Source organism: Roseitranquillus sediminis (assembly GCF_016918935.1).
Classification (GTDB): Bacteria; Pseudomonadota; Alphaproteobacteria; order Rhodobacterales; family Rhodobacteraceae; genus Roseitranquillus; species Roseitranquillus sediminis.
On sequence record NZ_JAFFOB010000014.1, the window covers coordinates 207,993 to 233,505 of the forward strand.

Below are 25,513 nucleotides of genomic sequence, written 5' to 3' on the forward strand. Positions count from 1 at the left end.
AAACGCGCGTGACAAAGGCATGCCGGGGATTGGTTCGGCTGCGCAAGCCGAGTAGTTTCCCCGCATGATCGTCGAACTCGGACACTTCGCGCTAATCCTCGCTCTGACCGTTGCGGTCGTGCAGAGCTTTGTTCCACTCGTCGGTGCACAGCGCGGCTGGCGCGCGTGGATGGCCGTCGGCGATCCTGCGGCGACGGCTCAGTTCCTGCTGATTGGGCTGTCGTTCGCGGCGCTCACCTGGGCGTTCGTTACGTCGGACTTCTCGCTGCGCGTGGTGACGCTGAACTCGCACACGGCGAAGCCGATGATCTATAAAGTGACCGGCGTATGGGGCAACCACGAGGGCTCAATGCTGCTGTGGGTGCTCATCCTCGCGTTGTTCGGAGCCTCGGCGGCATGGTTCGGCGGAAACCTTCCCGCGGGGCTGCGGGCGCGGGTCCTGTCGGTGCAGGGGATGATCGGGGTCGCGTTCCTGCTCTTCATCCTGCTGACGTCAAACCCTTTTGACCGCTTGGCGACGCCTCCTTTCGAGGGCGAGGACCTCAACCCGCTCCTTCAGGATCCCGGCCTCGCATTCCACCCGCCATTCCTTTACCTGGGATACGTCGGGCTCTCGATGTCCTTCTCATTCGCAGTCGCGGCGCTGATCGAGGGACGGGTCGATGCCGCGTGGGGCAGGTGGGTGCGGCCATGGACCCTCGCGGCGTGGTTGTTCCTCACGGTCGGCATCGCGCTTGGCTCCTGGTGGGCTTACTACGAGCTCGGCTGGGGCGGGTTCTGGTTCTGGGATCCGGTCGAGAACGCGAGCTTCATGCCATGGCTCATCGCGGCTGCGCTGCTCCACAGCGCGATCGTAGTCGAGAAGCGCGAGGCGCTGAAGTCGTGGACCATCCTCCTCGCCATCCTCGCCTTCGGCTTCTCGCTGATCGGGACCTTTATCGTCCGCTCCGGCGTGCTCACCAGCGTGCACGCGTTCGCCAATGACCCCGAGCGCGGAGTCTTCATCCTGATGATCCTCGGATTCTTCGTCGGTGGAGCGCTGATGCTCTTTGCCGCCCGAGCCAGTGTCATGGAAGCCAAAGGCGTTTTCGGTCTCGTCAGCCGCGAGGGCGCCTTGATCGCGAACAACATCCTGCTGGCGGTGGCGTGCTTCGTGGTCTTCGTCGGCACGATCTGGCCACTGGTGGCGGAGCTGTTTTTCGATCGCAAGCTGTCGGTGGGGCCGCCGTTCTTCGACGCCGCTTTCACACCCTTCATGGTGGCGCTTGCGGTGATCCTGCCGGTGGGTTCGGCATTGCCCTGGAAGCGGGGGAAGCTCGGGAGGGTCATGCGGCGCCTTTGGGGTGTCCTCGCGGTCAGCGTGGCGCTCGGAGCGCTTGTCTGGAGCATGCAGAGCGGACGGTCTGCGCTGGCGCCGGTCGGCTTCGCCCTCGGCTCTTGGCTGATCCTCGGCGCTCTGATCGACCTCGCGCAGCGGACCGGCCGCGGAGAGCTCCTTGAGCGGGCACGCAGGCTTCGCGGCCTGCCGCGTGCGGACTGGGGGAAGGCGGTGTCTCACGCCGGGCTCGGCGTGACGTTCGTCGGCATCGCCGCGATGACTGCCTGGACGGTGGAAGACATCCGCGTGGTTCGACCGGGTGAGATGTTCGAAGTCGCAGGCTACACCATCACCCTCGATGCGGTGCGTGAGGACGTTCGCGGTCCGAACTACCTCACCACTTTTGCCGAAGTGTCTGTCTTCGACGGCGAGCGCAGGGTGGCCTCGCTTGCGCCCGAGAAGCGGGTCTATCCCGCGGCGGGGATGCCCACCACCGAGGCTGCGATAGACAACGGCATATTTAGGGACCTCTACGTCGTCATCGGCGACGCGCAGGAGGGCGGCGGTTTCGCGATACGCACATACGTAAAGCCGTTTGCAAACTGGATCTGGGCAGGCGCCATCGTGATGGCGCTCGGTGGCATCCTCAGCCTAAGCGACCGGCGCTACCGGGTGGCTGCGGGAGCGCGCAGGGCGCCGGCTTCCGCTCTACCCGCGGAATGAAGCGCATCGCCCTGATCCTCTGCCTTTTGGGGTCGCCCTCGATGGCGGTGCAGCCCGACGAGGTGCTCGACGATCCGGCGCTTGAGGCGCGGGCACGGGAGATCTCGCAGGAGCTGCGATGTCTCGTCTGCCGCAACGAGTCGATTGACGAGTCGAACGCGGAACTCGCGCGTGACCTCCGCATCCTCGTGCGGGAGCGGATGTCTGCTGGAGACTCCGACGCCGAGGTGATCGACTTCGTGACCGCTCGCTACGGCGAATTCGTCCTGCTCCGCCCGCGCGCTACGGGCGCGAACATCATCCTCTGGATTGCCGGCCCCGTGATGCTGATCGGGGCCATCGGCATCGCCACGGCGACCCTGAGGCGCCGCGGGTCGAACGACGAGAACTCGCTGTCCCATTCGGAAGAGGCGCGGCTGCGGGAGTTGACGCGGGAATGACACCGCGTCGAGCTTCCTCGGGTCGCTCGATCATATAGGGTCGCGCGGGAAGAAGCGCGGAGACCCTGATGGACTACCAGACGATCCGATGTGAACGGGACGGCGACATCGCCATCATTGTTCTGGACCGGCCTGACGTGATGAACGCGCTTGGCGTCCAGATGCGCGCAGAGCTCCTTCATGCGGTGCGCGAGGCGGCGAGTTCCGCGCGCGTGCTGGTGCTGACCGGCGCAGGCCGCGCCTTCTGCTCCGGGCAGGATCTCGGCGATCATGCCACAATCGCAGCAACGGACCTCGAGCGGATCCTGCGAGACGAGTACGAGCCGATGCTCAGGGCCATATTCGACTGCGAAATTCCGACAATCGCCGCTGTCAACGGCGCCGCCGCCGGTGCCGGCGCGAACCTCGCCCTTGCCTGCGACGTGGTGATCGCGGCGGAAAGCGCCGTCTTCCTCCAGGCCTTCGCGCGCATCGGGCTAATCCCGGACGCCGGCGGGACCTACTGGCTGCCGCGGCAGGTGGGTTTCGCCAAGGCAATGGGCGCCGCGCTCTTCGGTGAGCCTGTTTCTGCACGTCAGGCGAGCGAGTGGGGCATGATCTGGGAAGCCGTCTCCGACGAGGATTTCGACCGGCACTGGCACCAGCGCGCAAGGCAACTGGCCGCGGGTCCCACGCTGACCTATGCGGGCATCAAGAAGGCGCTCCGCGAGACTTGGGAGAATGACATCGACTCGCAGTTGGCCCTCGAGGCGCAATTGCAGGGTGCCTGCGGCCGAACGCGCGACTTCAAGGAGGGGGTGCTGGCCTTCATCGAGAAGCGCCCGGCGCGATATGAGGGACGCTGATCTGCTTTTGTGCTAGCTTCGTCGCAGACGGTGGGGTGGAGGATGGAGCGGCAGCGGGATAGCGAATGCCTGGTCGTGCGCTGGGGAGAGCCCTACCACGGCAAACAGGGCCTTTCGTACTTTGCCGGCATCTCGGCTGAGACGACCGGAGCTAGCGGCATCTGCATGCACCTGCTGACGATCCTGCCGGGGCAGCGCGCCCGCGCTCACCTGCATCAGGACCACGAGACCGCGATCTACATGATCGCGGGCGAGGTCGAGATGTGGTACGGGCCCCGGCTCGAGCACCATCTGATCGTGCGCGCAGGCGACATGCTCTACATCCCGGCCGGCGTGCCGCACCTGCCGGCCAACACCACGACCGAGCCCGCATTTGCAGTTGCGGCGCGGACGGATCCGAACGAGCAGGAGAGCGTCGTGCTGCGGCCCGACCTCGACCCGCTCGCGCCGTGACTCAGCGATTTTCCACGTCGACGTAGTCGCGCAGGGTGGGGCCGTTGTAGAGCTGGCGCGGGCGGCCGATCTTCATGCCAGGATCGGAGATCTGCTCCTTCCATTGGCTGATCCAGCCGACGGTGCGGGCGAGCGCGAAGATCGGCGTGAACATTGAGGTCGGGAAGCCCATCGCGTCGAGGATGATGCCCGAGTAGAAGTCGACGTTCGGGTAGAGCTTCTTCTCGACGAAGTACGGGTCGCTCGTCGCGATCTCCTCAAGCTCCTTGGCGACCTGCAGTGTCGGGTTGTTCTCAATGCCGAGCAGGTCGAGCACCTCGTCCGCCGACTGCTTCATCACCTTCGCCCGCGGATCAAAGTTCTTGTAGACGCGGTGGCCGAAGCCCATCAGGCGGAACGGGTCGTCCTTGTCCTTGGCCTTCTCGATGAACTCGGGGATCCGGTTCGGGCTGCCGATCTCCCGCAGCATCTCCAGCGCGGCCTGGTTGGCACCGCCATGCGCCGGTCCCCAGAGGCACGCGATTCCAGCCGCGATGCAGGCGAACGGGTTCGCGCCCGAGGACGACGCCAGCCGCACCGTCGAGGTCGAGGCGTTCTGCTCGTGGTCCGCGTGCAGCGTGAAGATCCGGTCCATGGCGCGGGCGAGGATCGGGTTGACCTGGTACTCTTCCGCCGGCACCGCGAAGCACATCCTGAGGAAGTTCGACGCATAATCGAGATCGTTGCGCGGATAGACGAACGGCTGGCCGACCGAGTATTTGTAGGCCCAGGCAGCGATCGTCGGCATCTTGGCGATCAGCCGGATCGAAGCCACCTCGCGCTGCCACGGGTCCGAGATGTCGGTCGAATCGTGGTAGAACGCGCTCATCGCGCCGACCACGCCGACCATGATCGCCATCGGGTGCGCGTCGCGGCGGAAGCCGCGGAAGAACCACGTCATCTGCTCGTGCAGCATCGTATGGTTCGTCACCCGCGCCTCGAAATCCTCGAGCTGCGTCGCCGTCGGCAGCTCGCCGTAGAGCAGCAGGTAGCAGACCTCGAGATAGTGCGACTTCTCGGCCAGCTGGTCGATCGGGTAGCCGCGATGCATCAGCTCGCCCTTGTCCCCGTCGATGAAGGTGATCGAACTCTCGCACGCCGCCGTCGACGTGAAGCCGGGGTCGTAGGTGAAGACGTCCCCCTGCGCATAGAGCTTGCGGATGTCAATCACGTCCGGCCCCGCGGTCGGCGACATCATCGGCAGCTCCAGCGTCTTGTCGTCCCACGAAAGCTTGGCAGTCTCGGTCATGTCATCCCCTTGATAGGACCCCGCAGGACGATGCCCGCCCTCGAGGCTGCTTCTCTCGAACGAAGCGCGTCCAGGCTCCGTCAGGCGGCATCCGTCAGGCGCGCAACAGTCTCGTCGCGCCCGATGACGAGCATCATGTCGAAGACGCTGGGAGTTGCAGTGCGTCCCGCCAGCGCCGCGCGGATTGGCTGCGCCAGCTTGCCGAGCTTGATGTTGTGCGCCTCGGCGACGCGGCCCACGACATCTTCCAGCGTCTCGCGAGTCCAGCTAGCATTGTGCAGGTGCGGCGTCAATTCCGCCAGCATGCCGCGGCTTTTCGGGTCGAGACATTTTGCAGCTGCGGCATCGGGCTCGATGGGGCGGCTGGCAAGCGCGAAGATCGCCTTGTCCAGCAAGTCGGGATAGGTCTTCGCCCGCTCCTTTACGAACGGCAGGGCCCGCCTCAGCGCATCGCGCCGCCGTGCATCGAGTCCGGGCTGCGTCGTCAGCACCAGCCAGGCCTCGATCCCCTCCAGCAGCTCCTCGTCCGGCATCGTCGTGATGTGACGGCCGGAGAGATGGTCGAGCTTCTTGCCGTCGAGCCGCGCCGGAGAGCGGCCAATGCCGGAGAGGTCGAACCATTCGATCGCCTGCTCCGTTACAAAGACCTCGTCATCGCCGTGGCTCCAGCCGAGCCGGGCGAGGTAGTTCCGCAGCGCCGCAGGCGGGTAGCCGCGCTCGAGCCAGTCTTCGACACCCACCGCACCGTGGCGCTTGGAGAGCTTCTTGCCGTCCTCGCCGTGGATCAGCGGGATATGGGCCCAGACCGGTTCGCTCCAACCCATGGCGCGCCATATCTGTGCCTGCCGGGCCGCGTTGGCGAGGTGGTCATCGCCACGGATCACGTGAGTGATGCCCATGTCGTGATCGTCAACCACCACCGCAAGCATGTAGGTCGGCGTCCCGTCCGATCTGAGCAGCACCATGTCGTCGAGCTGGTCGTTGTCCCACGTCACGCGGCCTTGCACCGCGTCCTCGATCACCGTCTGGCCCTCGCGCGGCGCGCAGAGCCGCACGACGAACGGCGCGTCGGGATGCTCCGCTGGCGGGACGTCGCGCCATGGGCTGCTGAAATGCGTCGAGCGCCCCTCGGCGCGTGCCGCTTCGCGCGCGGCCTCGATCTCCTCGGGCGTGGCGAAGCACTTGTAGGCGCTGCCGTTATCGAGCATCGCACGGGCGACCTCGGCGTGGCGTGCGACGCGCGACGCCTGGCTCACCGCCTCGCCGTCCCAGTCGAGCCCCAGGCCGCGCAGGCCGCGATAGATCGCCTCGGTGGCCTCGGGTGTCGAGCGAGCGCGGTCCGTGTCCTCGATCCGCAGCAGGAACCGTCCGCCGCGTCCGCGCGCGTAGAGCCAGTTGAACAGCGCCGTCCGTGCGCCGCCGATGTGCAGATAGCCCGTCGGCGAGGGAGCGAAGCGTGTGACCACAGCCATGAGGCGCGCGTTAACCTTTCGGAAACCATGTCGGACGTACGTCCCGCGGGTGGTCTAGCCAAGCCCCGCGGAGAGGACAAGAGTGCCGGTCAGCCATCGAATCGCCGGCTTACTCGACCACCAGCGCGGACACTTGTTTCCCTGGGTCCCGGTGTGCCTCGGCGTCGGCATCGGCATCTATTTCGCGCTGCGGTCCGAGCCGGACACGCTCCACTGGTCGGCACTGGCAGTCGTCGCGCTGGCGCTGCTTGGGGCGATGCGTCTCCTGCCATCGCTCCGACCGGTGCTTCTCGGCATCGCCCTGGTGATCGCCGGCTTCGGCCTCGCCGGCTGGCGAACGCACGACGTGGCGGCGCCGGTGCTGAGCTTTCGCTACTACGGACCGGTCGAGGGGCGGATCGTGGCGATCGACCGGTCAATGTCGGAGAAGGTGCGTCTGACACTCGACCGGGTGGTTCTGGAGCGGACGCCGCCGGCGCGCACGCCTGAGCGTGTGCGTGTCTCGCTGCACGGCGAGCAGGGCATCGTCGACCCGGTGCCGGGGCAGCGGGTAATGATGACCGCCAACCTCTCTCCGCCGAACGGACCGGTCGAGCCGGGTGGCTTCGACTTTCAGCGGCAGGCATGGTTCCAGCGCCTTGGCGCCGTCGGATACACGCGCACGCCGATGCTTCTGGTCGAGCCCGCGGCCCAGGGGCGGGTGGGGCTCTGGATGACCGCGATCCGCGCGCATGTCAGCCAAGCGGTCCAGACGGCGCTGCCCGGACGGGTCGGCGCCTTCGCCGCCGCGATCATGACCGGCGACCGTTCCGGAATGGACCGGGAGACGCTGGCCTCGCTGCGAGCTTCGAACCTCGCGCACCTCCTGGCGATCTCGGGCCTGCACATGGGCCTCCTGAGCGGCTTCGTCTTCGCGGCTCTGCGCTATGGCCTGGCGGCGGTCCCAGGCGTCGGATTGCGGCTCAACACCAAGAAAATCGCGGCCGTGGCGGCACTCGGCGCCGCCGCCTTCTATCTCGGCCTCTCGGGCGGCAACGTTGCGACCGAGCGGGCCTTCATCATGGTGGCGGTAATGTTGGTCGCGGTGCTGCTGGACCGGCGCGCGCTGTCGCTGCGCGCGGTGGCGCTGGCGGCGATAATCGTTCTCTTCCTCAGGCCCGAGGCGCTTGTGGGACCCGGCTTCCAGATGTCCTTTGCCGCGACGGTGGCGCTGGTCGGCGCCTACGGCTGGCTGCGCGACCTCAACCTGCCGAAGATGCCGGTCCTGCTGGCGCCCCTCGGCGGCGCGCTCGTGTCTTCGGGCATTGCCGGCGCGGCGACCGCGCCGTTCGGCGCGGTGCATTTCAACCAGGTCTCGCATTACGGCCTGCTCGCAAACTCGCTCTCGGTGCCGCTGATGGGATCGATCGTCATCCCGGGCGCGGTGCTCTCGGCCATCCTCGCCCCGTTTGGGTTCGGCTGGGTGGGGCTTGCGCTGATGGCGCCCGCCATCGCCTGGATCCTCGGCGTCTCGGACTGGGTGGCGGGTCTCAGCGGAAGTCTGAGCTACGTACCTGCGCCCGGTACCGCCGTCCTTCCGCTCATCGCGTTCGGCGGCCTCTGGGTAATCCTCTGGCAGGGGCGGCTGCGGCTCGCCGGGGTGGTGCCGATGGTGCTCGCGATGGCGCTCTGGGTGCAGACGGAGCGACCGGCAGTGCTGGTTTCGCCGACCGGCGGTCTCGTCGGCGTAATGACCGACGCGGGCCGCGTGGTCAGCAAGCCCAAGGGCGAAGGTTTCGCAGCTTCAAGCTGGCTCGAGAACGATGGCGACGGCGCGGGGCAGGCCGAGGCGTCGACACGCCCGCTGTTCCGGCCTGCGGCGGAGGGTGCAGCCGCGTTCGAGGTTTCCGGCGTCCGTTTGCTGCACCTGACAGGCCGCGGGTCCGCCGCGCGGGCTGAGCGGCTTTGCGAGCCGGGGGTGGTCGTAATCCTTTCTGGCGACGCCGGCTTCGACGGGCCCTGCCGAGTACTCGACCGGCCGACGCTTGAGGAGGAGGGCGGCGTCGCAATGCGCGCCACCCGCCACGGCCTGATGATCTCGGGCGTTCTCGAGACCCGCGGCGCGCGGCCATGGACCGGCTCGCCCCGAGTCGCATCCGGCCGCAGTGGGCAGGACGTTGCAGAGGGGCGGCTCGCCCGCCTCCTTTCGATCTTCCGATCGAGGCAGGGCGCCTAGTAGGTCCGGATCAGCCCGACGAGGCATCCCTGGATCTTGACCTGGTCGCCGCGATAGATGCGCGTCTCGTACGCCGGATTGGCGGCCTCGAGCGCGACGGAGCCTCCCTGGCGGCGATAGCGTTTCAGCGTCGCTTCCTGGCCGTCCACCAGAGCGACCACGATCTGTCCGTTCTCGGCCGTCTGCGCCTCGCGGATCACCACGACATCCCCGTCATTGATCCCCGCCTGGATCATCGAGTCGCCCTTCACCTCAAGCGCATAGTGATGGTGCGCACCCGAGAGCATCTGCCCAGGCACGGCAACGCTGTGGCTGACCTCGCTGATCGCCTCGATCGGCACGCCCGCGGCGATCCGGCCCATCACCGGCAGCTCAACCGCATGGACCTCCACCGGCATGGCGTTCGCCGGACGTTCCGGCGCCTGCCCGGCGTCGCCTTCGATCACCTTCGGGACGAAGCCTGCCGGCTCCATCGCGTCAGGCAGGCGCACGATCTCGATGGCGCGGGCACGGTGCGCGAGGCGGCGGATGAAGCCCCGCTCCTCCAAGGCGGTGATGAGGCGATGGATGCCCGACTTCGACCGCAGGTCGAGTGCGTCCTTCATCTCGTCGAACGACGGTGGTACGCCGTCCCGCTGGACCCGCTTGTGAATGAATTCGAGCAGTTGGAGTTGCTTGCGTGTGAGCATCAGGGTTCTCCCGCACCAGGCAGCCGCGACGGGCGTTCCGGTATGTTCTACGCCCGTTCCCGGTTTGGGTCAAACACACACGTGATCGGCAGATACTCGAGAACCGTGCCTGTCTCGCGTGCGGGATCATTCGGCGGCCGCACGATGAGACAGTCGGACGACGCGAGCACAGAGAGGAGGGCGCTGTCCTGACTCTCCGCCGGCAGCAGGCCCCGCGGCCCGAGCCGTCCGCGCATGTAATGCTCGCGCGGGCCATTGGCCGCCACGGGTGCCGCCAGTGGTGCGTTCCGTCGAAGCGCGGGTCCGCGCCCGCGGCCCAGCATCGCGCCCAGCGCAGGCAGAAGAAACACCTGCCCGCAGACCATCGCCGAGACCGGGTTGCCCGGCAGCCCAATCATCGGCACGCCGTTCAGGCGTCCGGACATCAGCGGCTTGCCTGGCCGCATGGCGACCTTGTGGAATGACCGCTCCATGCCCAGGCTCGCGGCCACGCGAGCCACCAGGTCGTGCTCGCCCACCGACGCGCCGCCGATCGTCACCACGAGGTCCGCGTCGTGAGCCAACGACAGGACCGCCCGCAGCGACGCCTCGTTGTCCCGCGCGATCGGCAGGACGCGCGGCGCGCCGCCGGCCGCTCGGACCATGGCGGCGAGGCCGAGCGCGTTCGAGGAGACGATCTGCGACGATGCCGGCCCCTCTCCCGGCATCACCAGCTCGTCCCCCGTCGCGACCAGCGCCACCACGGGCCGGCGCACGACCGGGATGCGTGCGAGGTTCATCGCGGCAAGGAGCGCGATGTCTGCCGGCCCGAGCCGCCTCGGCTCCATCACGTCGCCCACGCGAAAGTCCGCTCCGGCCGCGCGGACGTACGGGCCGGGGTCAAGCGTCTCCCCAAGCACGATGAGCGTCCCGTCTCGTCGCACGTCCTCCTGGATTACGACCCGGTCTGCCCCCTCCGGCACCGGCGCGCCGGTGAAGATCCGCACCGCCTGTCCCGCCGCGACCGTGCCTGCGAACGCGCCTCCCGCTGCCACGTCGCCGACGACCTGCAGCCTCGCACCGGGCGCCACGTCCTGCGACCGCACGGCATATCCGTCCATGATGGAGGCGCGGAAGGGCGGCTGATCGCGCCGCGCCTCGACCCGCTCGGCCAGCACGCGACCACCTGCTTCGGATAGTGCGACTTCCTCGGCGTCGAGCCGGTCGACCAGCGCCAGGACACGGTCCAGCGCCTCCGCGACCGAGATCATCGTGGCGCCTCGTAGCGCCCCGACTTGCCGCCCTCCTTCAGCACCAGGCGAATGCCGCCGATCACCATCGACTTCTCGACCGCCTTGACCATGTCGTAGAGCGTCAGGGCGGCGACATTGACCGCCGTCAGCGCCTCCATCTCGACCCCGGTGCGGCCGGTTGTCCGCACCGTCGCCTCGATCCGCACGCCGGGCAGCGACGGGTCCGGCGTCAGCTCGACCGAGACCTTGCTGATCGGCAGCGGGTGGCAGAGCGGGATCAGCTCGGACGTCCGCTTCGCGCCCATGATCCCGGCGAGGCGCGCGACGCCCAGCACGTCACCCTTCTCGGCGCGGCCCTCGACGATCAGCGCCAGCGTCTCGGCGGACATGGCCACATGACCCGCCGCGACGGCCGTCCGCGCCGTCTCGGCCTTCTCCGAGACGTCGACCATGTGCGCATGGCCCTCGCGGTCGAAGTGGGTGAGGCCCGCCATCAGGCGCCGTTCAGCAGACGCCGCGTCGCCGCTGCCACGTCGTCCTGCCGCATCAGGCTCTCGCCGACGAGGAACGCCCGCGCGCCGTGACTTGCAAGGTCGACGAGGTCGACGTGCGCGCCGAGACCCGACTCCGCCACCACCAGCCGCTCCGCCGGGATTCGCGGCGCAAGACGGCGGGTCGTGCCGAGGTCGGTCTGGAAGGTCCTAAGGTCACGATTGTTGATCCCGATCAGCGGCGAGCGCAGCGCGAGCGCCCGGTCGAGCTCGGCCTCGTCGTGCACTTCGATCAACGCGTCCATGCCCCAGTCGAGCGCCGCGTCCTCGATCTCGCGCGCCTGCCCGTCCCCGACCGATGCCATGATGATCAGGATGCAGTCGGCGCCGAGCGCGCGCGCCTCCGCCACCTGCCATGGATCGTAGAGGAAATCCTTGCGCAGCACCGGCAGGTCCACCGCCTCGCGCGCCGCCTGCAGGTAGGTGTCGGCGCCCTGGAATGACGGGCCGTCGGTTAGCACCGACAGGCATGTCGCGCCGCCCTCTGCATAGGCGCGGGCGAGCGCCGGCGGGTCGAAATCCTCACGGATCAGGCCCTTCGACGGGCTCGCCTTCTTGATCTCCGCGATCAGGCCGAACCCCTCACGCGACGCGGCGCGGAGACGGTCGGCGAAGCCGCGCACGGGGCCAGCCGAACGCGCGGCGGCCTCGACCTCGCTCGTCGGGCGGGCCGCCTTGCGTTCGGCCACCTCCTCGAGCTTGTACGCCTTGATCCTGTCGAGCACGGTCGTCATGCCACGGACCTATCGCGCCGCCTCGCCGAAGGGAAGCATCGGCGCGCCCCGGCACCAGTCGATCGGTGTCTCGCCACGCGCGACGAGCCAGTCGTTGACCTGGCCGAAAGGGCGCGAGCCGAAGAACCCGGTGCGCGCGGACAGCGGCGACGGGTGTGGCGATTCGATGACGAGGTGGTCGCCCGGGTCAATGTGCCGCGCCATCGCCTGCGCCGGCCGGCCCCAGAGGACGAAGGCTGTCGGCCGGAGCGAGACATGCCCGATGACCTCGGCCGCGAGGCGTTGCCAGCCGAGCCGCCGATGCCCGTTCGCCGCACCCGCAGGCACCGTGAGGCAGGTGTTGAGCAGCAAAACCCCCTGCCGCGCCCAGCCCGACAGGTCGCCGTCCGGCAGACGGCACCCCTGGTCGGCCTCGAGCTCGGCGAAGACGTTGGCCAGCGAACGGGGCAGGGGCGTGCGGGGCTGCACCGAGAAGGCGAGACCGTCGGCATGGCCGGGCGTCGGGTAGGGATCCTGGCCAAGGATCACCGCTCGCACCGCGTCGGGCGGACAGGCCTCCAGCGCCGCGAATAACCGATGCGGAGGCGGCAAGACGGACCGCGTCTCGTCCGCGAGCGCGCGCCTCACGCCGGGCCAGGTTGTGGCGAAGAAGGGCAGGTGCGCCCAGCAGGTGGGCGGCCTTGGAAAGCAGACGTCATGAGGCACGAGTGGCGCGGCCCGGCTCATGACGCGGACGTGATGCGGGCCAACCCCTCGACCTTGTGGCGGGCGCGGCCGCTGTCGATGCTCTCCCGCGCAATCTCCACGCCCTGCGCCAAGCTCTCGGCGCGGTCCGCAATCGTCAGCGCCGCCGCAGAGTTCAGGAGGACCGCGTCGCGGTAGGCTGACGACTCGCCCGCGAGCAGTGCGCGGAAGGCGCGACCGTTCTCCTCAGGTGTGCCGCCGAGCACGGCCTCGAACGGGTGGACCGGTAGCCCGGCATCCTCGGGGTGCATCTCGTGCTCGGTCACCGCGCCATCGTCCAGCGCCGCCACCGCCGTGGTGCCGGCGATCGAGAGCTCGTCCGTGCCATCCGATCCGTGCACGATCCAGGCCCGCTCGCTCCCCAGGCGGGCCAGCGTCTCGGCCATCGGACGGATCAGCGTGGCGGAGAAGGCGCCGGTGAGCTGCCGCCGCACGCCCGCCGGATTGGTCAGCGGCCCGAGGATGTTGAAGATCGTCCGCGTCCCGAGCTCGGACCGCGCAGGCGCCACGTGTGCAATGGCAGGGTGATGCATCGGCGCCATCATGAAGCCGATGCCTACCTCGTCGAGCGCACGCTCGACCACATCCGGACCGACCATGACCTTCACGCCCATCTGGGAGAGCGCGTCCGCCGCGCCGGATTTGGACGACAGGTTCCGGTTGCCATGCTTGGCCACCGGCACGCCGGCGCCCGCCACCACGAAAGCCGCCGCGGTCGAGATGTTGAGCGTGCCCTTGCCGTCACCGCCGGTGCCGACGATGTCGATGGCGTCCCTCGGCGCGCGCACCCGGCGGCACTTGGAGCGCATCACGGCCGCCGCGGCGGCGTACTCCTCAACCGTCTCGCCGCGGGTGCGGAGCGTCATCAGGAGACCGCCGATCTGGCTCGGCGTCGCATCACCCTCGAAGAGGATGGTGAACGCTCGCTCCGCCTCCTCGCGGCTCAGCGGGCGCTCGACGGCGGCGGCGATCAGGGGCTTCAGCGCGTCGCTCATGCGGGGACCGGCGCCAGGCTCAGGAAGTTGCGGAGCAGGCGGTGTCCATGTTCGGACGCGATGCTCTCGGGGTGGAACTGCACCCCGTGGATCGGGAGCGTGGCGTGGCTGAGGCCCATGATCGTGCCGTCATCGACCCAAGCCGTGACGCGCAGATCCGGCGGCAGCGTCTCGCGCTCTACCGTCAGCGAATGATAGCGCGTAGCGGCGAAGGGCGATGGCAGGCCGTCGAACGGGCCGCTCGCATCGTGCCTGACCTGCGCCACCTTGCCGTGAACGATCTCACCGGCACGGACGACCTTGCCTCCGAACGCCTGCCCTATCGCTTGATGGCCGAGGCAGACGCCGAGAAGCGGGACCCGCGCCTCGGCCGCCGCCCGCACCAGCGGCACGCAGACGCCGGCGCGGTCCGGGTCGCACGGGCCGGGCGACAGCAGGATCGCCTGAGGCCGCATCGCGAGCGCCTCGGCCGCATCCAGCGCATCGTTGCGCCGCACGACCACCTCCACGCCCAGTTCGCCCACATAGTGCACGAGGTTCCAGGTGAAGCTGTCGTAATTGTCGATGAGCAGGAGCAAGGCAGCGGGTCCGTTTGGGGGTGCGCCTCCGGGCGCAGCGGGCTATTGATGGGGTAGAGCCGCGCCCGGGGTCAAGGGTGCGCGGCCGAGGCAAGGGGCAGGCGTGGCGCGAGGTCTCATCTCCGGGCTGGCTTGGGGACTGGCGGCGGGCACCGTCGCGCTCCTCACTCTGTCCCAGGTGGCCGACTACCGGCAGTTGGTCGGCCCGTCTCTGGGCGCGCCGGAGGTTCCGGCAGGCAGCGGGTTTCACCGAGACCGGGTGGATCGGCAGGTTGCGCTTCCGGCCGCAGAGGAGGCGCGGCCAAGGGCGCCGAGGCCCGCCGCACCGGCAGCGTCCGAAGCGGTCGATGCGCCAGCCGCAGCGAGCGAAGCCGCCGCGCCGCCGCCCGCCCAGCCGGATCCCGTTCCACTGTCGCGCGGTCCCGAGACGCCGGGGGCAGGATCCGACGCGGGCTCCGCGACGGCAGCGGACCCACCGGCCGTGCCCCGGCCGATCCGGCCGCTCGCGGAGCCCGGCGGCGATGCGGGGCCGCAGCGCCGAAGCGAGGACGTGGAAGGCGTGCCTGCGGCGTCGCCCTCGCGGCTTGATCCGGAACCCGGCGTGGACGAGGCGCCCGCGCCCGATGACCCGTCAGGCCCTGTGCCGCCTGCCGAGACGCCTCTGCCACCAGCCGGCGCGGCCCCAGCCGACGTACCGCCGAATCCACCGCTCGACGCCGCCCGGCCGACACCTGCCGCGGTGCCGGACGCGCCCGCAGCGGCGGAGCCGGATCCGCTCGCCGCGCCCGCGGTCGACGCGGCCGCAGGACCACGCGCAACCACGCCGACCGCTCCGCCTGCCGCCATGGCGGTCGCGGTACCTCCAACGCGCCACGATGCGCCGGCACCGCCGGAGGAACTGGGGCCGGTCGGAACCGAACAGGTCACCGCTCTGGCGCCGCCCGCTCCGGCCGCCTCCGCCACGCCGCCGCCAACTGCCCCACCGGCGTTGCCGCCTGGCGGTGCGGCGACTGCCTTGCTGTCTGCACCAGGTTCAGCGGACGGCGATCTTCGCGCGGAGCGGCTGCAAGACCGGCCCCCAGTCTCGACGCATCTCGATTCTCGAGCACCGTCACCGGAAGATACTCCCGAAGTCCGGGCGCCCGCGCCCGACAGGACCGACGCGTCCGCGTGGCCATTCCTCGTCGCGGCGCCCGATGCGCCTGACCTGACGCCGGACCCTGCGGCGCCGCCGGAGGAGCCGCCCGCGCTTCCTGTCCCGCATCCACAGGAGCCGGCCCCGGACGCTTTGAGCCGCACCGCCGCACTGGAGCCGAAGGCGCCCGTGATCACGTCGCCGTCGCCCGCCGGCCAGCCCGCGGCGGACAACGCGGCGCCGGCCGTCGCCGGAATTCCTGTCGAAGTGCCGGATCTCGGCGCGGCGCGGCGATCGCGTCTGGCACCTCCGACGGAGGATGCCGCTCCGGCCGTGAGCTCGCCTCAGGTCGCACGGCGCGAGGGGCCTCCCGCGCCGCTTGCCGGATCTGCCGCTCCCGACGAGGCCGGTCCCGATGCGCCTGCGGGGCTGCGGGGCGCCGCGCTGACTGACACAGCTCCGGCGCGAGAGGCACGGCCGGGCACCGAAACGACACGCGCGCGGGTGCCGGAGCGGCTCGACCTGCCGCCCGTCTCTCCCGTCGCCGGGCCGCCTGCCGCGGCCAGTCCCGCGGCGTCGTCGCCGCCGGATGACGCGTCACCCCCCGTGCAGCCGCCTCCGCCGGCCGAAATGGGCTGGAGAGCGCAAGCGCCTGCAGGCGAGGAAGCGGCCGCACCGACGCCGACGCAGCCGGACGCCTTGCCGGAGCGTTCACCTGCGCTCGTGCCAGCCGCGCCTTCCTCCGAGGCAATGCCGGCGACGATGGGTTTTCGCGAGCTGCCGCGCGTCCGTCGTGGCGCGGCGTCGCCCGTTGCGGCCAACGACGTCCCACCGCTCGCGTACCGACAGGCACTCGATCAGGAGGCCGCTCTGGTGACGAACGCGGCCGTCGCGCAGCCGGCGCCGGGACCGCTCATCGGCGTGCTGCTCGTGGCGGATGGTGATGCGGTCGCGGATCTTCCCGCGGGACTTAGCATCGCCGTCGAGGCGGACGTGGACGCGGCGCAGGCGGAGGCGTGGCGCGCGGCGGGCCACGAGCTGGTTCTGGTTCCACGCGACACCGCCGGTGAGACTGCCTTTCCCATCCGCAGCGCCCTGTCAGCGGATCTGGAGAGCGTGCCGGCCGCGGCGGTGCTGGCGACGGATGCGGTCGCGGGTGACGATTTGCGCCGGCTGGCGTCCGCGCTGACCGAGTCGGGTCACGGGCTGGTACTGTCGGGTCCGAGGGTGGCGCCCCTGTCATCGCTGCTGCCGGTGCCGGCGATGCAGATCGACCGGGTCGTCAGCGCCGAGGCAGGGGCCGACGACTTGCGGCAGGCGCTGGACCGCGCGGCGCTGGTGGCGCGGCGCGACGGGGGCGTGCTGATGGCGATCGAGGCCGACGAGGAGGCGCTGTCCGTAATGCGCGACTGGCGCGGCCGCGGTGTGGGTCTGGCGCCGGTGTCGAGCCTGCTGCGCCGGCTGGGCGAGTCCTGAGCCTCAGTTGCCCGAGCGGGTGAAGAGGCCGGCCTCGGCCGCCGCCTTGCGGATGGCGCGGGACTTGTTCACCGTCTCCTGCCACTCCGCCTCGGGGTCACTGTCGTGCACCACGCCGCCGCCGGCCTGGATGTAGAGCTGACGGTCCTTCACGACCGCGGTGCGGAGCGCGATGCACATGTCCATGTCGCCGCCCGACGAAAAGTAGCCGACGCCGCCGCCGTAGACACCGCGCTTTTCGGGCTCGAGCTCGTCGATGATCTCCATCGCACGGACCTTCGGCGCGCCGCTGACGGTTCCGGCAGGCAGACCGGCAAGCAGCGCCGAGAGCGCGTCGTGCTCGGGCGCGAGCTCGCCCACCACGTTCGAGACGATGTGCATGACGTGGCTGTAGCGCTCGATCACGAAGCGCTCCGTCGGCCGCACCGTGCCGATCTGCGCCACCCGTCCGACGTCGTTGCGCCCGAGGTCGAGCAGCATCAGGTGCTCGGCCCGCTCCTTCTCGTCGCCCAGCAGCTCGACCTCGAGAGCGCGGTCCTCCTCCGGCGTCGCACCACGCGGGCGGGTGCCGGCGATCGGGCGGATCGTGACCTCGCCGCCAAAGACGCGGACCAGGATCTCGGGGCTGGCGCCGATGACCTGCGCATCGCCGAAGTCGAAGTGGAACATGAAGGGCGACGGGTTCGTGCGCCTCAGCGAGCGGTAGAGCGCGAACGGCGGCAGCTCGAACGGCTGTCGCCAACGCTGCGACGGCACCACTTGGAAGATGTCGCCGGCGGCGATGTACTCCTTCGCCTTGCGCACGGCATCGAGATAATCGTCGTGGGTAAAGTTCGAGACCGGTTCGGGCGGCGTCGCGGCGTCGCCGAGGTCGCGGCTGTCGGACGGCGTGGCGCGCTCAAGGTCGCGCACGGCGTCCATCACCCGCTCTGCCGCCTGCGCGTAGGCGGCGCGCGCGGACAGGCCGGAGTCGGTCCAGGCGGGAGAGACGACGGTGACCTCGCCCTTCACGCCGTCGAGCACGGCCACGATGGATGGCCGCAGCATGACGGCATCCGGCATTCCGAGCGGGTCCGGGTTGGGTTCGGGCAGGCGCTCAACCAGCCGCACCATGTCATAGCCGAGATAGCCGAAGAGGCCGGCGGCGGCTGCGGGCAGCCCGTCCGGCAGGTCGATCCGGCTCTCGGCGATGAGGGCGCGCAGGCCGTCGAGCGGATCGCCCGGCAAGTCCTCCCACGCAGCGTCGTCGAAACGTGCCTGCCGGTTTACACGCGAGGTCCGGCCGCGGCACTGCCAGATCAGGTCGGGCTTGAGGCCGATGATGGAGTAGCGGCCACGTACCTCGCCCCCCGTCACCGACTCGAGCAGGAACGAGTTCGCGCGTTGGCCGGCGAGCTTGAGCATCAGCGAGACCGGGGTGTCGAGATCGGCCGCAAGGCGGGTGAATACGACCTGGTTGCGGCCGTCGTCATACGCCTCGGCGAACGTGTCGAAAGCGGGCGTCAGCGCCATCAGGGAAACTGCGACTGGACCGCGTTGATGGCGGACTGATCGAGCGAGATGCCGGCGTCCGTCTCGGCGGCTCGCACGAAGGCGCTCAGGATGTCGTTCGCCAGCGCCTGCGAAATCTGCTGCTCGGCCGACTGGCGGAAGCTCTGCGCCTCTGCGCCAGTAAGATCGGCTGGCTCCACGGCATCGACCTTGATAACCGCCACGCGGGCGCCGTCCGATACCGCCTCGGCGCCTCCGTCCGAAAGCGCGAAGGCCGTCTCGACCGCATCCTCCGGCAACTCCTCGACGAAGCCGCCACGGCGGAGACCCTCGACGCTGCCAGCCTCGAGGCCCAACTCGTTTACGGTCGCGCCGGACCGGAGTTCCGCGGCGACTTCCTCGCCTCGCTCCAGAAGGCGCTCGCGCACGTGCTCGGTGCGCCAGGCTTGCGCGACTTCGTCCCGCACTTCCTCGAACGGACGCAGGCGCGGCGGCTGGACCTCGTCGAGTCGCAGCGCGAAGAGGCCGCCGTTCTCGCCGAGTTCCATGACCTCGGGGAAGTCGCCCACCTCGACCGCGGCGGCGGCCTGCCGGAACGCGTCATAGGCGGCGATGCCGCCTTCCGTCTCGGGCCCAAGCTCGATCTGGCCCAGCTCCATCGGCGTCTCGTCCGCCAGCTCCTCAAGCGTCGCACCGCCGGCCAGCAAGTCCTCGACTTCGGTCAACATGTCGTCGATTCGGCGGCGGGCCGTGTCGGCGGCGACTTCGGCCTGCAGTTCCTCGCGGACGTCCTCGAAACTCGTCTCCTGCGGCGGCAGGATGCCGTTCACCCTGTAGAGGGCGGGGCCGAGGTTGCTCGGCGCGGGGCCGGCAATGCCCGGCTGCTCGAGCGCGAAGACTGCCTCGGCTGCGTCGCCAAGATCGTCCCGCGCAACCTCGCCAAGGTCGATATCCTCCGGCTCCAGATCGCGCTCGACGACGAGGGCGTCGAAGGTGGTCTCGCCGGCGGCAATCGCATCGGCCGCTTCCCGCGCCGCTTCCTCCGAGCCGAAGACCAGCCGCTCGACCAGCCGCCGCTCCGGCTGGCGGTAGAGGGCCGACTGGTCCTCGTAAAGCTGCCGCAAAGCCTCGTCCACGGTCTCAATCTCGTCGAGCAGCATGTCGGGCGTCAGCCAGGCGAAGGTGATAACCCGGGTCTCGGGGCGGGTGAATGCCTCGGGGTTCGCCTCGTGAAAGGCGCGCAGCTCGTCATCGGCTGGGTCCGCTATCTCCTCCTGCAGGTCATCGGGGCCGAGGCCGATCCAAGTTATGTCCCGCGTCTCGCCGGCATGGGCGAAGAGCGTGTCGGCGTAGGCAGCAGGCACCTCCACACCACCCGAGACGGCGGCCTGGAGCAGGCGCCGCGCCGTGTCGCGCCTGATCTCGCTCTCGAATTCGCCGGGGCTCAGGCCGTTCTGCTGGAGGACGAACTCGTAGGCCTCGCGATCGAAGCTGCCGTCGATGCCCTGGAACGCCTGTATCGTCAGTATCTCGCGCCGCACCTGCTCGTCGCCGACCGAGAGCCCGATCCGCTCCGCCTCGTTCGTCAGCGCCGCCTGCGCCACCAGCTGCTGCAGGACGGACCGGTCGATGCCGTACTCCCGCGCCTCTGCCATGGTCAGCGACTGGCCGGTCATCTGCTGGAGCTGCCGGAGTTCGTTCTGCAGGGCGCGGGCGTATTCGTCGGTCGTGATCTCAACGTCGCCGACGCGCCCGACCGAGCGGACGCCGCCGCCGAAGTTGGTTGCGCCGAAACCCGCGAGTCCCACGATCAGCAGCGCGAGGATCGCCCAGACCACGATCCGACCCGACTTGCCCTTCGCCCCCTTGACCGCCACGCGCGCCCCCCTTGCTTGGCTGCGCGCTGTCCTACGTCAGGGCGCGCGTGAGGTCCAGAGCCGCAAGGCGCCGGATCAGCGCGTCGATTCCGTCGGCGTCGATGTTGGCGAAGGCGATCCGAAGCTGCCGCCGCGCCCGCTCGTCCCCTGACGGCATGAACATGGTGCCGGGGAGGAGCAGGACGCCCGCGCGCCGCACCAGGTCGGGCGCGAGCTGGTCGGAGGGCAGTCCGGATGGATGCTCGACATAGGCGAAGTACGCGCCGCAACCGAGCAGGCGCCAGCCGGGCAGGCGCGCGATGCCCTCCGCGACGGCGGCTCGGCGCTCGAGGATCTCGCGCCTCTGCTCGGAGAGCCAGTCGCCGAGGTGCCGCATCCCCCAGAGCGCGGCGCGCTGGCCGACCTGCGGGGCACAGATGCCGACCGTGTCGAGGAACTTTTCGACCTCGGCCAGCATGCTCCGTCCGGCAACGAGGGCGCCAACGCGGTGGCCGGTGAGGCGATAGGACTTGGAGAAGGAGTAGAGGTGGATGAGCACCTCCTGCCAGCCGGCATCCTGGAAAAGCGCGTGCGGCGCACCCCCACCACCGTGAAAGTCGCGGTAGGTCTCGTCCAGGATCAGCTTCAGCCCGCGTGAGCGCGCGAGGTCGCGAAATGCCGCCAGTGTCTCGGCCGGATACTCGACGCCACCCGGGTTGTTTGGGGTAACGAGAACGATGGCACGCGTGCGCCCGGTCACGAGGTCCGCGGTCCGGTCCGGGTTGGGCAGCAGGTCGTCTGCGGTGGCGAGCGGAACGGCGCGGACGCCGGCCATGTCCAGCCACATCTTGTGATTGAAGTACCAGGGCGTCGGCAGGATCACCTCGTCGCCCGGCCCGGCGGTGGCCGAGATCGCGGCGCAGAAGGCCTGGTTGCAGCCCTGCGTAATCGCCACGTGCTCAGGCATGATCGTGCCGCCATAGGCGCGGGTCCATTGCGCCGCCAACTCCTCGCGCAGCGCTGGCAGGCCGAGCACGGGTCCGTAGAGATGCGCCGTCGGGTCGTGCAACACGGTATCGGCCATTGCGCGCAGCAGCGGCTCGGGCGGTGGATCGACGGGCGCGGCCTGGCTCACGTTGATGAGAGGCTGGTCGCGGGGAAACGCCACCCCCTCCAGCCACCGCCGTGCCTCCATCACCGGCGGCGCGAAGGTCGAGGCAGTGGGCGGCATGTGCATGGATCGCGGTATCCTTCTTTGCGGCGTGGACGGACCCTAGCGGCGACCACCAGCGGACGAAAGCTGTCGCTGCTGGCGCTGTCTCGCGCAGGGGACTAGTGCTGCGGTGGGCGACGAGGGAGCAGAGAGCATGGAGACGCGGCGCGGCGAGAGTGCGATGCGGCTCGTTCTGCTGACCTGCCTCACGATGATCGCCTTCGCGGCGAACTCTGTGCTGAACCGCCTCGCGCTGGCGGACGAGGCGATCGACCCGATCTGGTTCGCCGCGATCCGCGTGGCGGCGGGGGCGCTGATGCTGGCGGTGCTGGCGGGTCGCGGGGGTGTCGGCTGGCTGCGCGCGGCACGTCCCACGGCGGCGGGCGCGCTGACGCTCTACATGCTGGGCTTCTCGCTGGCCTACCTGGCGCTCGACACGGGGACCGGGGCGCTGATCCTCTTCGGCGGGGTGCAGGTGACGATGTTCGCGGCGGCAGTGTTGTCGGCGGAAGCGGTGCCGGCGCGGCGCTGGGTCGGGACCTTAGTGGCGCTGGCCGGGCTCGTCGTGCTGGTCGGGCGCGTTGACCTGCCGGCGAACGAGGCATGGGCCGCGCTGTCGATGGCGGCGGCAGCGCTGGGGTGGGGCATCTACTCGCTGATTGGACGGACGGCGCGCGATCCACTGGGGGCGACGGCGGCGAATTTCGTGCTGTCCACGCCGCTGCTCGCCCTGGCGCTGGTCATTGCAGCTCTGGGCGGCGGTTTGGGCGGAGTTACGCCGCGTGGTGCAGTGCTCGCCATGGTTTCGGGCGCCGTGACCTCCGGCCTCGGCTACGCACTCTGGTACCGGGTGCTGCCGTCGCTGCCCCGGACGACGGCGGCGCTGGCGCAGCTGTCGGTGCCGCTGATCGCCGCGTTGGGCGGCGCGGTCCTGCTGGGCGAGGCGGTGACACCGCGCTTGGCGGTGGCCGCCGCGCTCATTGCCGCGGGCGTCACGATTGGAACGGTGTCGCTGGGCGGGCGTCAGCGGACGAGCAATTCGAGCGCGTCGTAGAAAAGGCCGCCGTGCGGCGCGAATGCGGCCTCGGCCAGGCTGTCGGGCTTGTGGCGCAGGCCGGCGAGCTCCTCTCGCGTCACGAAGCGGCGCCGGTCGACGATGCCCTCGGGGTCGCGCCAGCCATCGTCCAGCGTGCCCGCGACGAGGCGACAGCGGAAGTAGACGTCGACTTGGTGGAAACCGCGCACGGGATCGTGGAATTCATTGACGAGCGCCGGGTCGCCGACCTCGACCTTCAGCCCTGTCTCCTCGTGGATCTCGCGGACGAGGTTCTCCGGCAGCGAGGCGTGCGGGTCCGCGCCGCCGCCCGGCGCGCACCAGAGGTCGCTCTCGCTACCCGGATAGGCATTGACGACGAGGAGCCGCCCCTCGTTCAGGATCAGCGCCCGGACCGCGAGCCGGATCATCGGGCGAGGGGAGAGACGCGGTTGATGTGGCCCATCTTCCGCCCCGACCGCACCTGGGCCTTCCCGTAGAGATGCAGCGCATGGCCCGGCGCGGCGGCCAGACGCAGGACGCCCGCAACCTCCTCGCCAATCAGGTTCTCCATCGTGACGTCGGCATGGCGCGCGCCGTCACCGAGAGGCCAGCCGGCGATGGCGCGGATGTGCTGCTCGAACTGATCGACGGCGCAGCCGTTCATCGTCCAGTGGCCCGAATTGTGTACCCGCGGTGCGATCTCGTTGACGACGATGCCTTCCGGCGCCACGAAGAGTTCCACTCCAAGCACGCCGACGTAGTCAAGTGCGGCCGCGATCCGCGTGGCGGCCTCGCGCGCCTCCGCGGCGACGGAAGCGGCGACGGAGGCGGGTATGGTTGTGCGGCGCAGGATGCCGTTTTCGTGCAGGTTCTCGCCGGGGTCGTAGGACACCGTCTGGCCATCCTGCGCCCGTGCGACGATGACCGAGATCTCGCGCTCGAAAGGAACCAGCGCCTCGACGATGGCCGGTGCATTTCCGATCGCGTCCAGCGGGTCGGGACAGGGCAGGCGGACCTGGCCCTTGCCGTCATAGCCGAAGCGCCGGGTCTTGAGGATGCCGTCGCCGAGCTTTGCCGTGGCCTGCGTCAGCCCGGCGGCGTCGTCCACTTGCTCGAACGGCGCGACGCGCAGGCCGAGGTCTGCGAGAAAATGCTTTTCCGTCAGCCGGTCCTGGCTGACCTCGAGCGCGCGACGGCCCGGATGCACCGGCGCACGCAGCGCGTCGAGGGTGACGAGGGGAATGTTCTCGAATTCGTAGGTGACGACGTCGCAGGCCGCCGAGAAGCTCTCGAGCGCCGCCGCATCCTCCCACCCGGCGTGGGTGGCGGACTGCGCCACTTGCGCTGCGGGTGCCGCGAGATCCGGATCGTAGATGTGGCAGCGGAAGCCGAGGCGCGCGGCCGCCATCGACAGCATCCGCCCCAGTTGGCCTCCGCCGAGGATGCCGATGACTGCTCCGGGATCGAGCGGTACGGCGGTCACTCCGGCGCCTCCGGCACGCCGTCGCTCTGGGCCTGCCGCCACTGTGCCAGCCGCTCGCCCAGCTCCGGATCGGAGAGCGCCACGATCTGCGCCGCCATAAGGCCGGCATTGGCCGCGCCGCCGATCGCCATCGTGGCGACGGGACAGCCGCGCGGCATCTGGACGATCGAGTACAGGCTGTCGAGTCCGCCAAGGTGCCGCGTCGGAACCGGGACGCCCACGACCGGCAGCAGGGTCTTGGAGGCCAGCATCCCAGGCAGGTGTGCGGCGCCGCCGGCGCCGGCGATGATGACCTTGATGCCGCGTTCGCGCGCGCGGGAGCCGTAGTCCCACAGACGGTCGGGCGTACGGTGGGCGGAGACGATGCGGACCTCGTGCGCCACGCCGAGCTCGTCCAAGACGTCGGCCGCGTCCCGCAGGATCGGCCAGTCCGACTGGCTTCCCATCACGATGCCGACGTCCATCGCAGCCCCCCATGCGGATGGCGCGCTTCTAGGACGCGTGGCGAGGTCACGCAATGATGTCGGGGAAGAGTTCGTCCTCGATCGCGCATATCTGGTCCTTGAGCGCCAGCTTGCGCTTCTTGAGCCGGCGCAGCGACAACTGGTCGCCGTGCTTGGCCTCCAGCGCGGCGATGGCGTCGTCGAGATCGCGATGCTCGCGCTTGAGAACCTCGAGGCGCGCGCGCAGGACCGCCTCGTGCTGCATTGTCTGCGGTTGATCCATCGACGGCCCTCGGTCTGCCCGGTGCGCCACATCTAGTGGCCGGGCGCGGTCGTGCCTACCCTGTGCAGCTTGCAGGAGGCGGCTTCGGGCACCATATCATTCAGCGAGGCCGCCGAACATGGGGCCACCGCACTGTCGCTTGTCGCAAAGGACGTGTAGATGTCTAAACTTGCCTTGGGTTCCCACCCGTTCCTGCTCGGCTTCGAGCAGCTCGAAAGGCTGGTCGAACGGACCGCAAAGACGGATCAGAACGGCTATCCCCCCTACAACATCGAGCAGACCGGAGAGACAGCCTATCGTGTGACGCTGGCGGTCGCGGGGTTTGGCGCGGACGACCTCTCAATCACGGTAGAGGACAATCAGCTCGTGATCCGCGGCCGGACCTCCGATGAGCCCGGCCAGCGCGCCTATCTCCACCGCGGCATCGCTGCGCGCCAGTTCCAGCGCACTTTCGTGCTGGCGGACGGGGTGGAGGTCTCTGGAGCAAGCATCGAGCACGGCCTGCTGCACGTGGATCTTATGCGGTCGGTGCCGGAGCCGGTGGTGCGCAACATCAAGATCCGCAAGTCGCAGGAGTGAGGCAGGAGCAATGAATACGCAAACGAACGATGTCGCGCTGCCGGAGAATATGGTCTACGTCCGTCCGGTCGCAATTGAGGAACTGCCTGACGAGGTGAGGGGCCAAGCTGCCGGAATGGAACACGTCTACGCTGTCCACAACGCGCTGGGAGAGCGTCTGGCGCTGGTCAGGGACCGTCGGCTGGCATTCGTGCTGGCACGTCAGCACGACCTTTCCCCGGTGAGCGTCCATTGAGGTGAA

At 69.5% G+C, this 25,513-nt stretch carries 25 protein-coding genes; 9 read left to right on the top strand and 16 right to left on the bottom strand.

The window, feature by feature from the left end:
- The first annotated feature begins 64 nt into the window (after nucleotides 1-64).
- The 4 genes from JM664_RS07825 to JM664_RS07840 all read left to right on the top strand — a co-directional run bounded on the left by JM664_RS07825 (nucleotide 65) and on the right by JM664_RS07840 (nucleotide 3,779).
- The gene (locus tag JM664_RS07825) at nucleotides 65-2,041 is read left to right on the top strand and encodes a heme lyase CcmF/NrfE family subunit (protein WP_227419362.1); all 1,977 of its coding nucleotides are present in this window, start codon (nucleotides 65-67) and stop codon (nucleotides 2,039-2,041) included.
- On the top strand, nucleotides 2,038-2,481 hold the full coding sequence (locus JM664_RS07830; protein WP_227419363.1) for a cytochrome c-type biogenesis protein: 444 nt from the start codon (nucleotides 2,038-2,040) through the stop codon (nucleotides 2,479-2,481). The genes JM664_RS07825 and JM664_RS07830 overlap by 4 nt, the downstream gene beginning before the upstream one ends.
- Before the next feature lie 68 nt (nucleotides 2,482-2,549).
- Nucleotides 2,550-3,326: an enoyl-CoA hydratase-related protein gene (locus JM664_RS07835; protein ID WP_227419364.1), complete on the top strand. Its 777-nt coding sequence runs from the start codon at nucleotides 2,550-2,552 to the stop codon at nucleotides 3,324-3,326.
- A gap of 42 nt (nucleotides 3,327-3,368) precedes the next feature.
- Complete coding sequence (locus JM664_RS07840; protein ID WP_227419365.1) at nucleotides 3,369-3,779, top strand: cupin domain-containing protein; 411 nt, start codon at nucleotides 3,369-3,371, stop codon at nucleotides 3,777-3,779.
- Nucleotide 3,780: 1 nt separating this feature from the next.
- On the opposite strand, the gene gltA is transcribed toward JM664_RS07840, so the two are convergent.
- Complete coding sequence (gltA, locus tag JM664_RS07845) at nucleotides 3,781-5,067, bottom strand: citrate synthase (RefSeq protein ID WP_227419366.1); 1,287 nt, start codon at nucleotides 5,065-5,067, stop codon at nucleotides 3,781-3,783.
- Between the two features lie 80 nt (nucleotides 5,068-5,147).
- Nucleotides 5,148-6,539 carry a glutamate--tRNA ligase gene (gene gltX / locus JM664_RS07850; RefSeq protein ID WP_227419367.1) on the bottom strand — a complete coding sequence of 464 codons (1,392 nt, stop codon included), beginning with the start codon at nucleotides 6,537-6,539 and terminating at the stop codon, nucleotides 5,148-5,150.
- A 133-nt stretch (nucleotides 6,540-6,672) separates the two neighbouring features.
- On the opposite strand from gltX, the gene JM664_RS07855 reads away from it, so the two are divergent.
- Nucleotides 6,673-8,754 carry a ComEC/Rec2 family competence protein gene (locus tag JM664_RS07855; RefSeq protein ID WP_227419368.1) on the top strand — a complete coding sequence of 694 codons (2,082 nt, stop codon included), beginning with the start codon at nucleotides 6,673-6,675 and terminating at the stop codon, nucleotides 8,752-8,754.
- Here JM664_RS07855 and lexA read toward each other — a convergent pair.
- From lexA to JM664_RS07890, 7 genes are read right to left on the bottom strand one after another with little or no spacing between them, the layout of a single operon-like run.
- A complete protein-coding gene (lexA, locus tag JM664_RS07860) occupies nucleotides 8,751-9,443 on the bottom strand; it encodes a transcriptional repressor LexA (RefSeq protein WP_227419369.1) in 693 nt (230 codons plus the stop codon). The genes JM664_RS07855 and lexA overlap by 4 nt on opposite strands.
- Before the next feature lie 47 nt (nucleotides 9,444-9,490).
- A complete protein-coding gene (locus JM664_RS07865; protein WP_227419370.1) occupies nucleotides 9,491-10,693 on the bottom strand; it encodes a molybdopterin molybdotransferase MoeA in 1,203 nt (400 codons plus the stop codon).
- Nucleotides 10,690-11,169, bottom strand: coding sequence for a cyclic pyranopterin monophosphate synthase MoaC (moaC, locus tag JM664_RS07870; RefSeq protein WP_227419371.1), 480 nt, complete (start codon nucleotides 11,167-11,169; stop codon nucleotides 10,690-10,692). Before moaC ends, JM664_RS07865 begins: the two co-directional genes overlap by 4 nt.
- Nucleotides 11,169-11,960, bottom strand: coding sequence for an indole-3-glycerol phosphate synthase TrpC (trpC, locus tag JM664_RS07875; RefSeq protein WP_227419372.1), 792 nt, complete (start codon nucleotides 11,958-11,960; stop codon nucleotides 11,169-11,171). Before trpC ends, moaC begins: the two co-directional genes overlap by 1 nt.
- Before the next feature lie 9 nt (nucleotides 11,961-11,969).
- Nucleotides 11,970-12,686, bottom strand: a complete 717-nt coding sequence (locus JM664_RS07880) for a uracil-DNA glycosylase (protein ID WP_227419373.1) — start codon at nucleotides 12,684-12,686, stop codon at nucleotides 11,970-11,972.
- Nucleotides 12,683-13,699, bottom strand: coding sequence for an anthranilate phosphoribosyltransferase (gene trpD, locus JM664_RS07885; protein ID WP_227419374.1), 1,017 nt, complete (start codon nucleotides 13,697-13,699; stop codon nucleotides 12,683-12,685). The genes JM664_RS07880 and trpD overlap by 4 nt, the downstream gene beginning before the upstream one ends.
- A complete protein-coding gene (locus JM664_RS07890) occupies nucleotides 13,696-14,277 on the bottom strand; it encodes an anthranilate synthase component II (RefSeq protein WP_227419375.1) in 582 nt (193 codons plus the stop codon). The genes trpD and JM664_RS07890 overlap by 4 nt, the downstream gene beginning before the upstream one ends.
- A gap of 1,897 nt (nucleotides 14,278-16,174) precedes the next feature.
- Between JM664_RS07890 and JM664_RS07895 the strand changes: the two genes are divergently transcribed.
- Nucleotides 16,175-16,888 (top strand): polysaccharide deacetylase family protein, encoded by a 714-nt coding sequence (locus tag JM664_RS07895; RefSeq protein WP_227419376.1) that lies wholly within the window; start codon nucleotides 16,175-16,177, stop codon nucleotides 16,886-16,888.
- Nucleotides 16,889-16,891: 3 nt separating this feature from the next.
- Here JM664_RS07895 and trpE read toward each other — a convergent pair whose 3' ends face one another.
- From trpE to JM664_RS07910, 3 genes are read right to left on the bottom strand one after another with little or no spacing between them, the layout of a single operon-like run.
- On the bottom strand, nucleotides 16,892-18,400 hold the full coding sequence (gene trpE / locus JM664_RS07900; RefSeq protein WP_227419377.1) for an anthranilate synthase component I: 1,509 nt from the start codon (nucleotides 18,398-18,400) through the stop codon (nucleotides 16,892-16,894).
- Complete coding sequence (locus JM664_RS18855) at nucleotides 18,400-20,256, bottom strand: peptidylprolyl isomerase (protein ID WP_227419378.1); 1,857 nt, start codon at nucleotides 20,254-20,256, stop codon at nucleotides 18,400-18,402. Before JM664_RS18855 ends, trpE begins: the two co-directional genes overlap by 1 nt.
- 31 nt (nucleotides 20,257-20,287) lie before the next feature.
- Nucleotides 20,288-21,472, bottom strand: a complete 1,185-nt coding sequence (locus JM664_RS07910) for an aminotransferase (RefSeq protein ID WP_227419379.1) — start codon at nucleotides 21,470-21,472, stop codon at nucleotides 20,288-20,290.
- Between the two features lie 130 nt (nucleotides 21,473-21,602).
- On the opposite strand from JM664_RS07910, the gene JM664_RS07915 reads away from it, so the two are divergent.
- The gene (locus tag JM664_RS07915; protein ID WP_227419380.1) at nucleotides 21,603-22,502 is read left to right on the top strand and encodes a DMT family transporter; all 900 of its coding nucleotides are present in this window, start codon (nucleotides 21,603-21,605) and stop codon (nucleotides 22,500-22,502) included.
- Here the strand turns inward: JM664_RS07915 and JM664_RS07920 are convergent.
- From JM664_RS07920 to JM664_RS07935, 4 genes are read right to left on the bottom strand one after another with little or no spacing between them, the layout of a single operon-like run.
- Nucleotides 22,472-22,912 (bottom strand): NUDIX domain-containing protein, encoded by a 441-nt coding sequence (locus tag JM664_RS07920; protein WP_227419381.1) that lies wholly within the window; start codon nucleotides 22,910-22,912, stop codon nucleotides 22,472-22,474. The two genes, JM664_RS07915 and JM664_RS07920, sit on opposite strands and share 31 nt — an antisense overlap.
- Nucleotides 22,909-23,967, bottom strand: a complete 1,059-nt coding sequence (locus JM664_RS07925; protein WP_227419382.1) for a 5-(carboxyamino)imidazole ribonucleotide synthase — start codon at nucleotides 23,965-23,967, stop codon at nucleotides 22,909-22,911. The genes JM664_RS07920 and JM664_RS07925 overlap by 4 nt, the downstream gene beginning before the upstream one ends.
- Nucleotides 23,964-24,431 carry a 5-(carboxyamino)imidazole ribonucleotide mutase gene (purE, locus tag JM664_RS07930; protein WP_227419383.1) on the bottom strand — a complete coding sequence of 156 codons (468 nt, stop codon included), beginning with the start codon at nucleotides 24,429-24,431 and terminating at the stop codon, nucleotides 23,964-23,966. Before purE ends, JM664_RS07925 begins: the two co-directional genes overlap by 4 nt.
- Nucleotides 24,432-24,477: 46 nt before the next feature.
- Nucleotides 24,478-24,693, bottom strand: coding sequence for a YdcH family protein (locus JM664_RS07935; RefSeq protein ID WP_227419384.1), 216 nt, complete (start codon nucleotides 24,691-24,693; stop codon nucleotides 24,478-24,480).
- A gap of 159 nt (nucleotides 24,694-24,852) precedes the next feature.
- Here JM664_RS07935 and JM664_RS07940 point away from each other — a divergent pair, with 159 nt between their 5' ends.
- Together JM664_RS07940 and JM664_RS07945 are read left to right on the top strand one after the other, a co-directional pair.
- On the top strand, nucleotides 24,853-25,272 hold the full coding sequence (locus JM664_RS07940; protein ID WP_227419385.1) for an Hsp20 family protein: 420 nt from the start codon (nucleotides 24,853-24,855) through the stop codon (nucleotides 25,270-25,272).
- Nucleotides 25,273-25,282: 10 nt separating this feature from the next.
- On the top strand, nucleotides 25,283-25,507 hold the full coding sequence (locus JM664_RS07945) for a DUF1150 family protein (protein ID WP_227419386.1): 225 nt from the start codon (nucleotides 25,283-25,285) through the stop codon (nucleotides 25,505-25,507).
- Nucleotides 25,508-25,513: the final 6 nt, after the last annotated feature.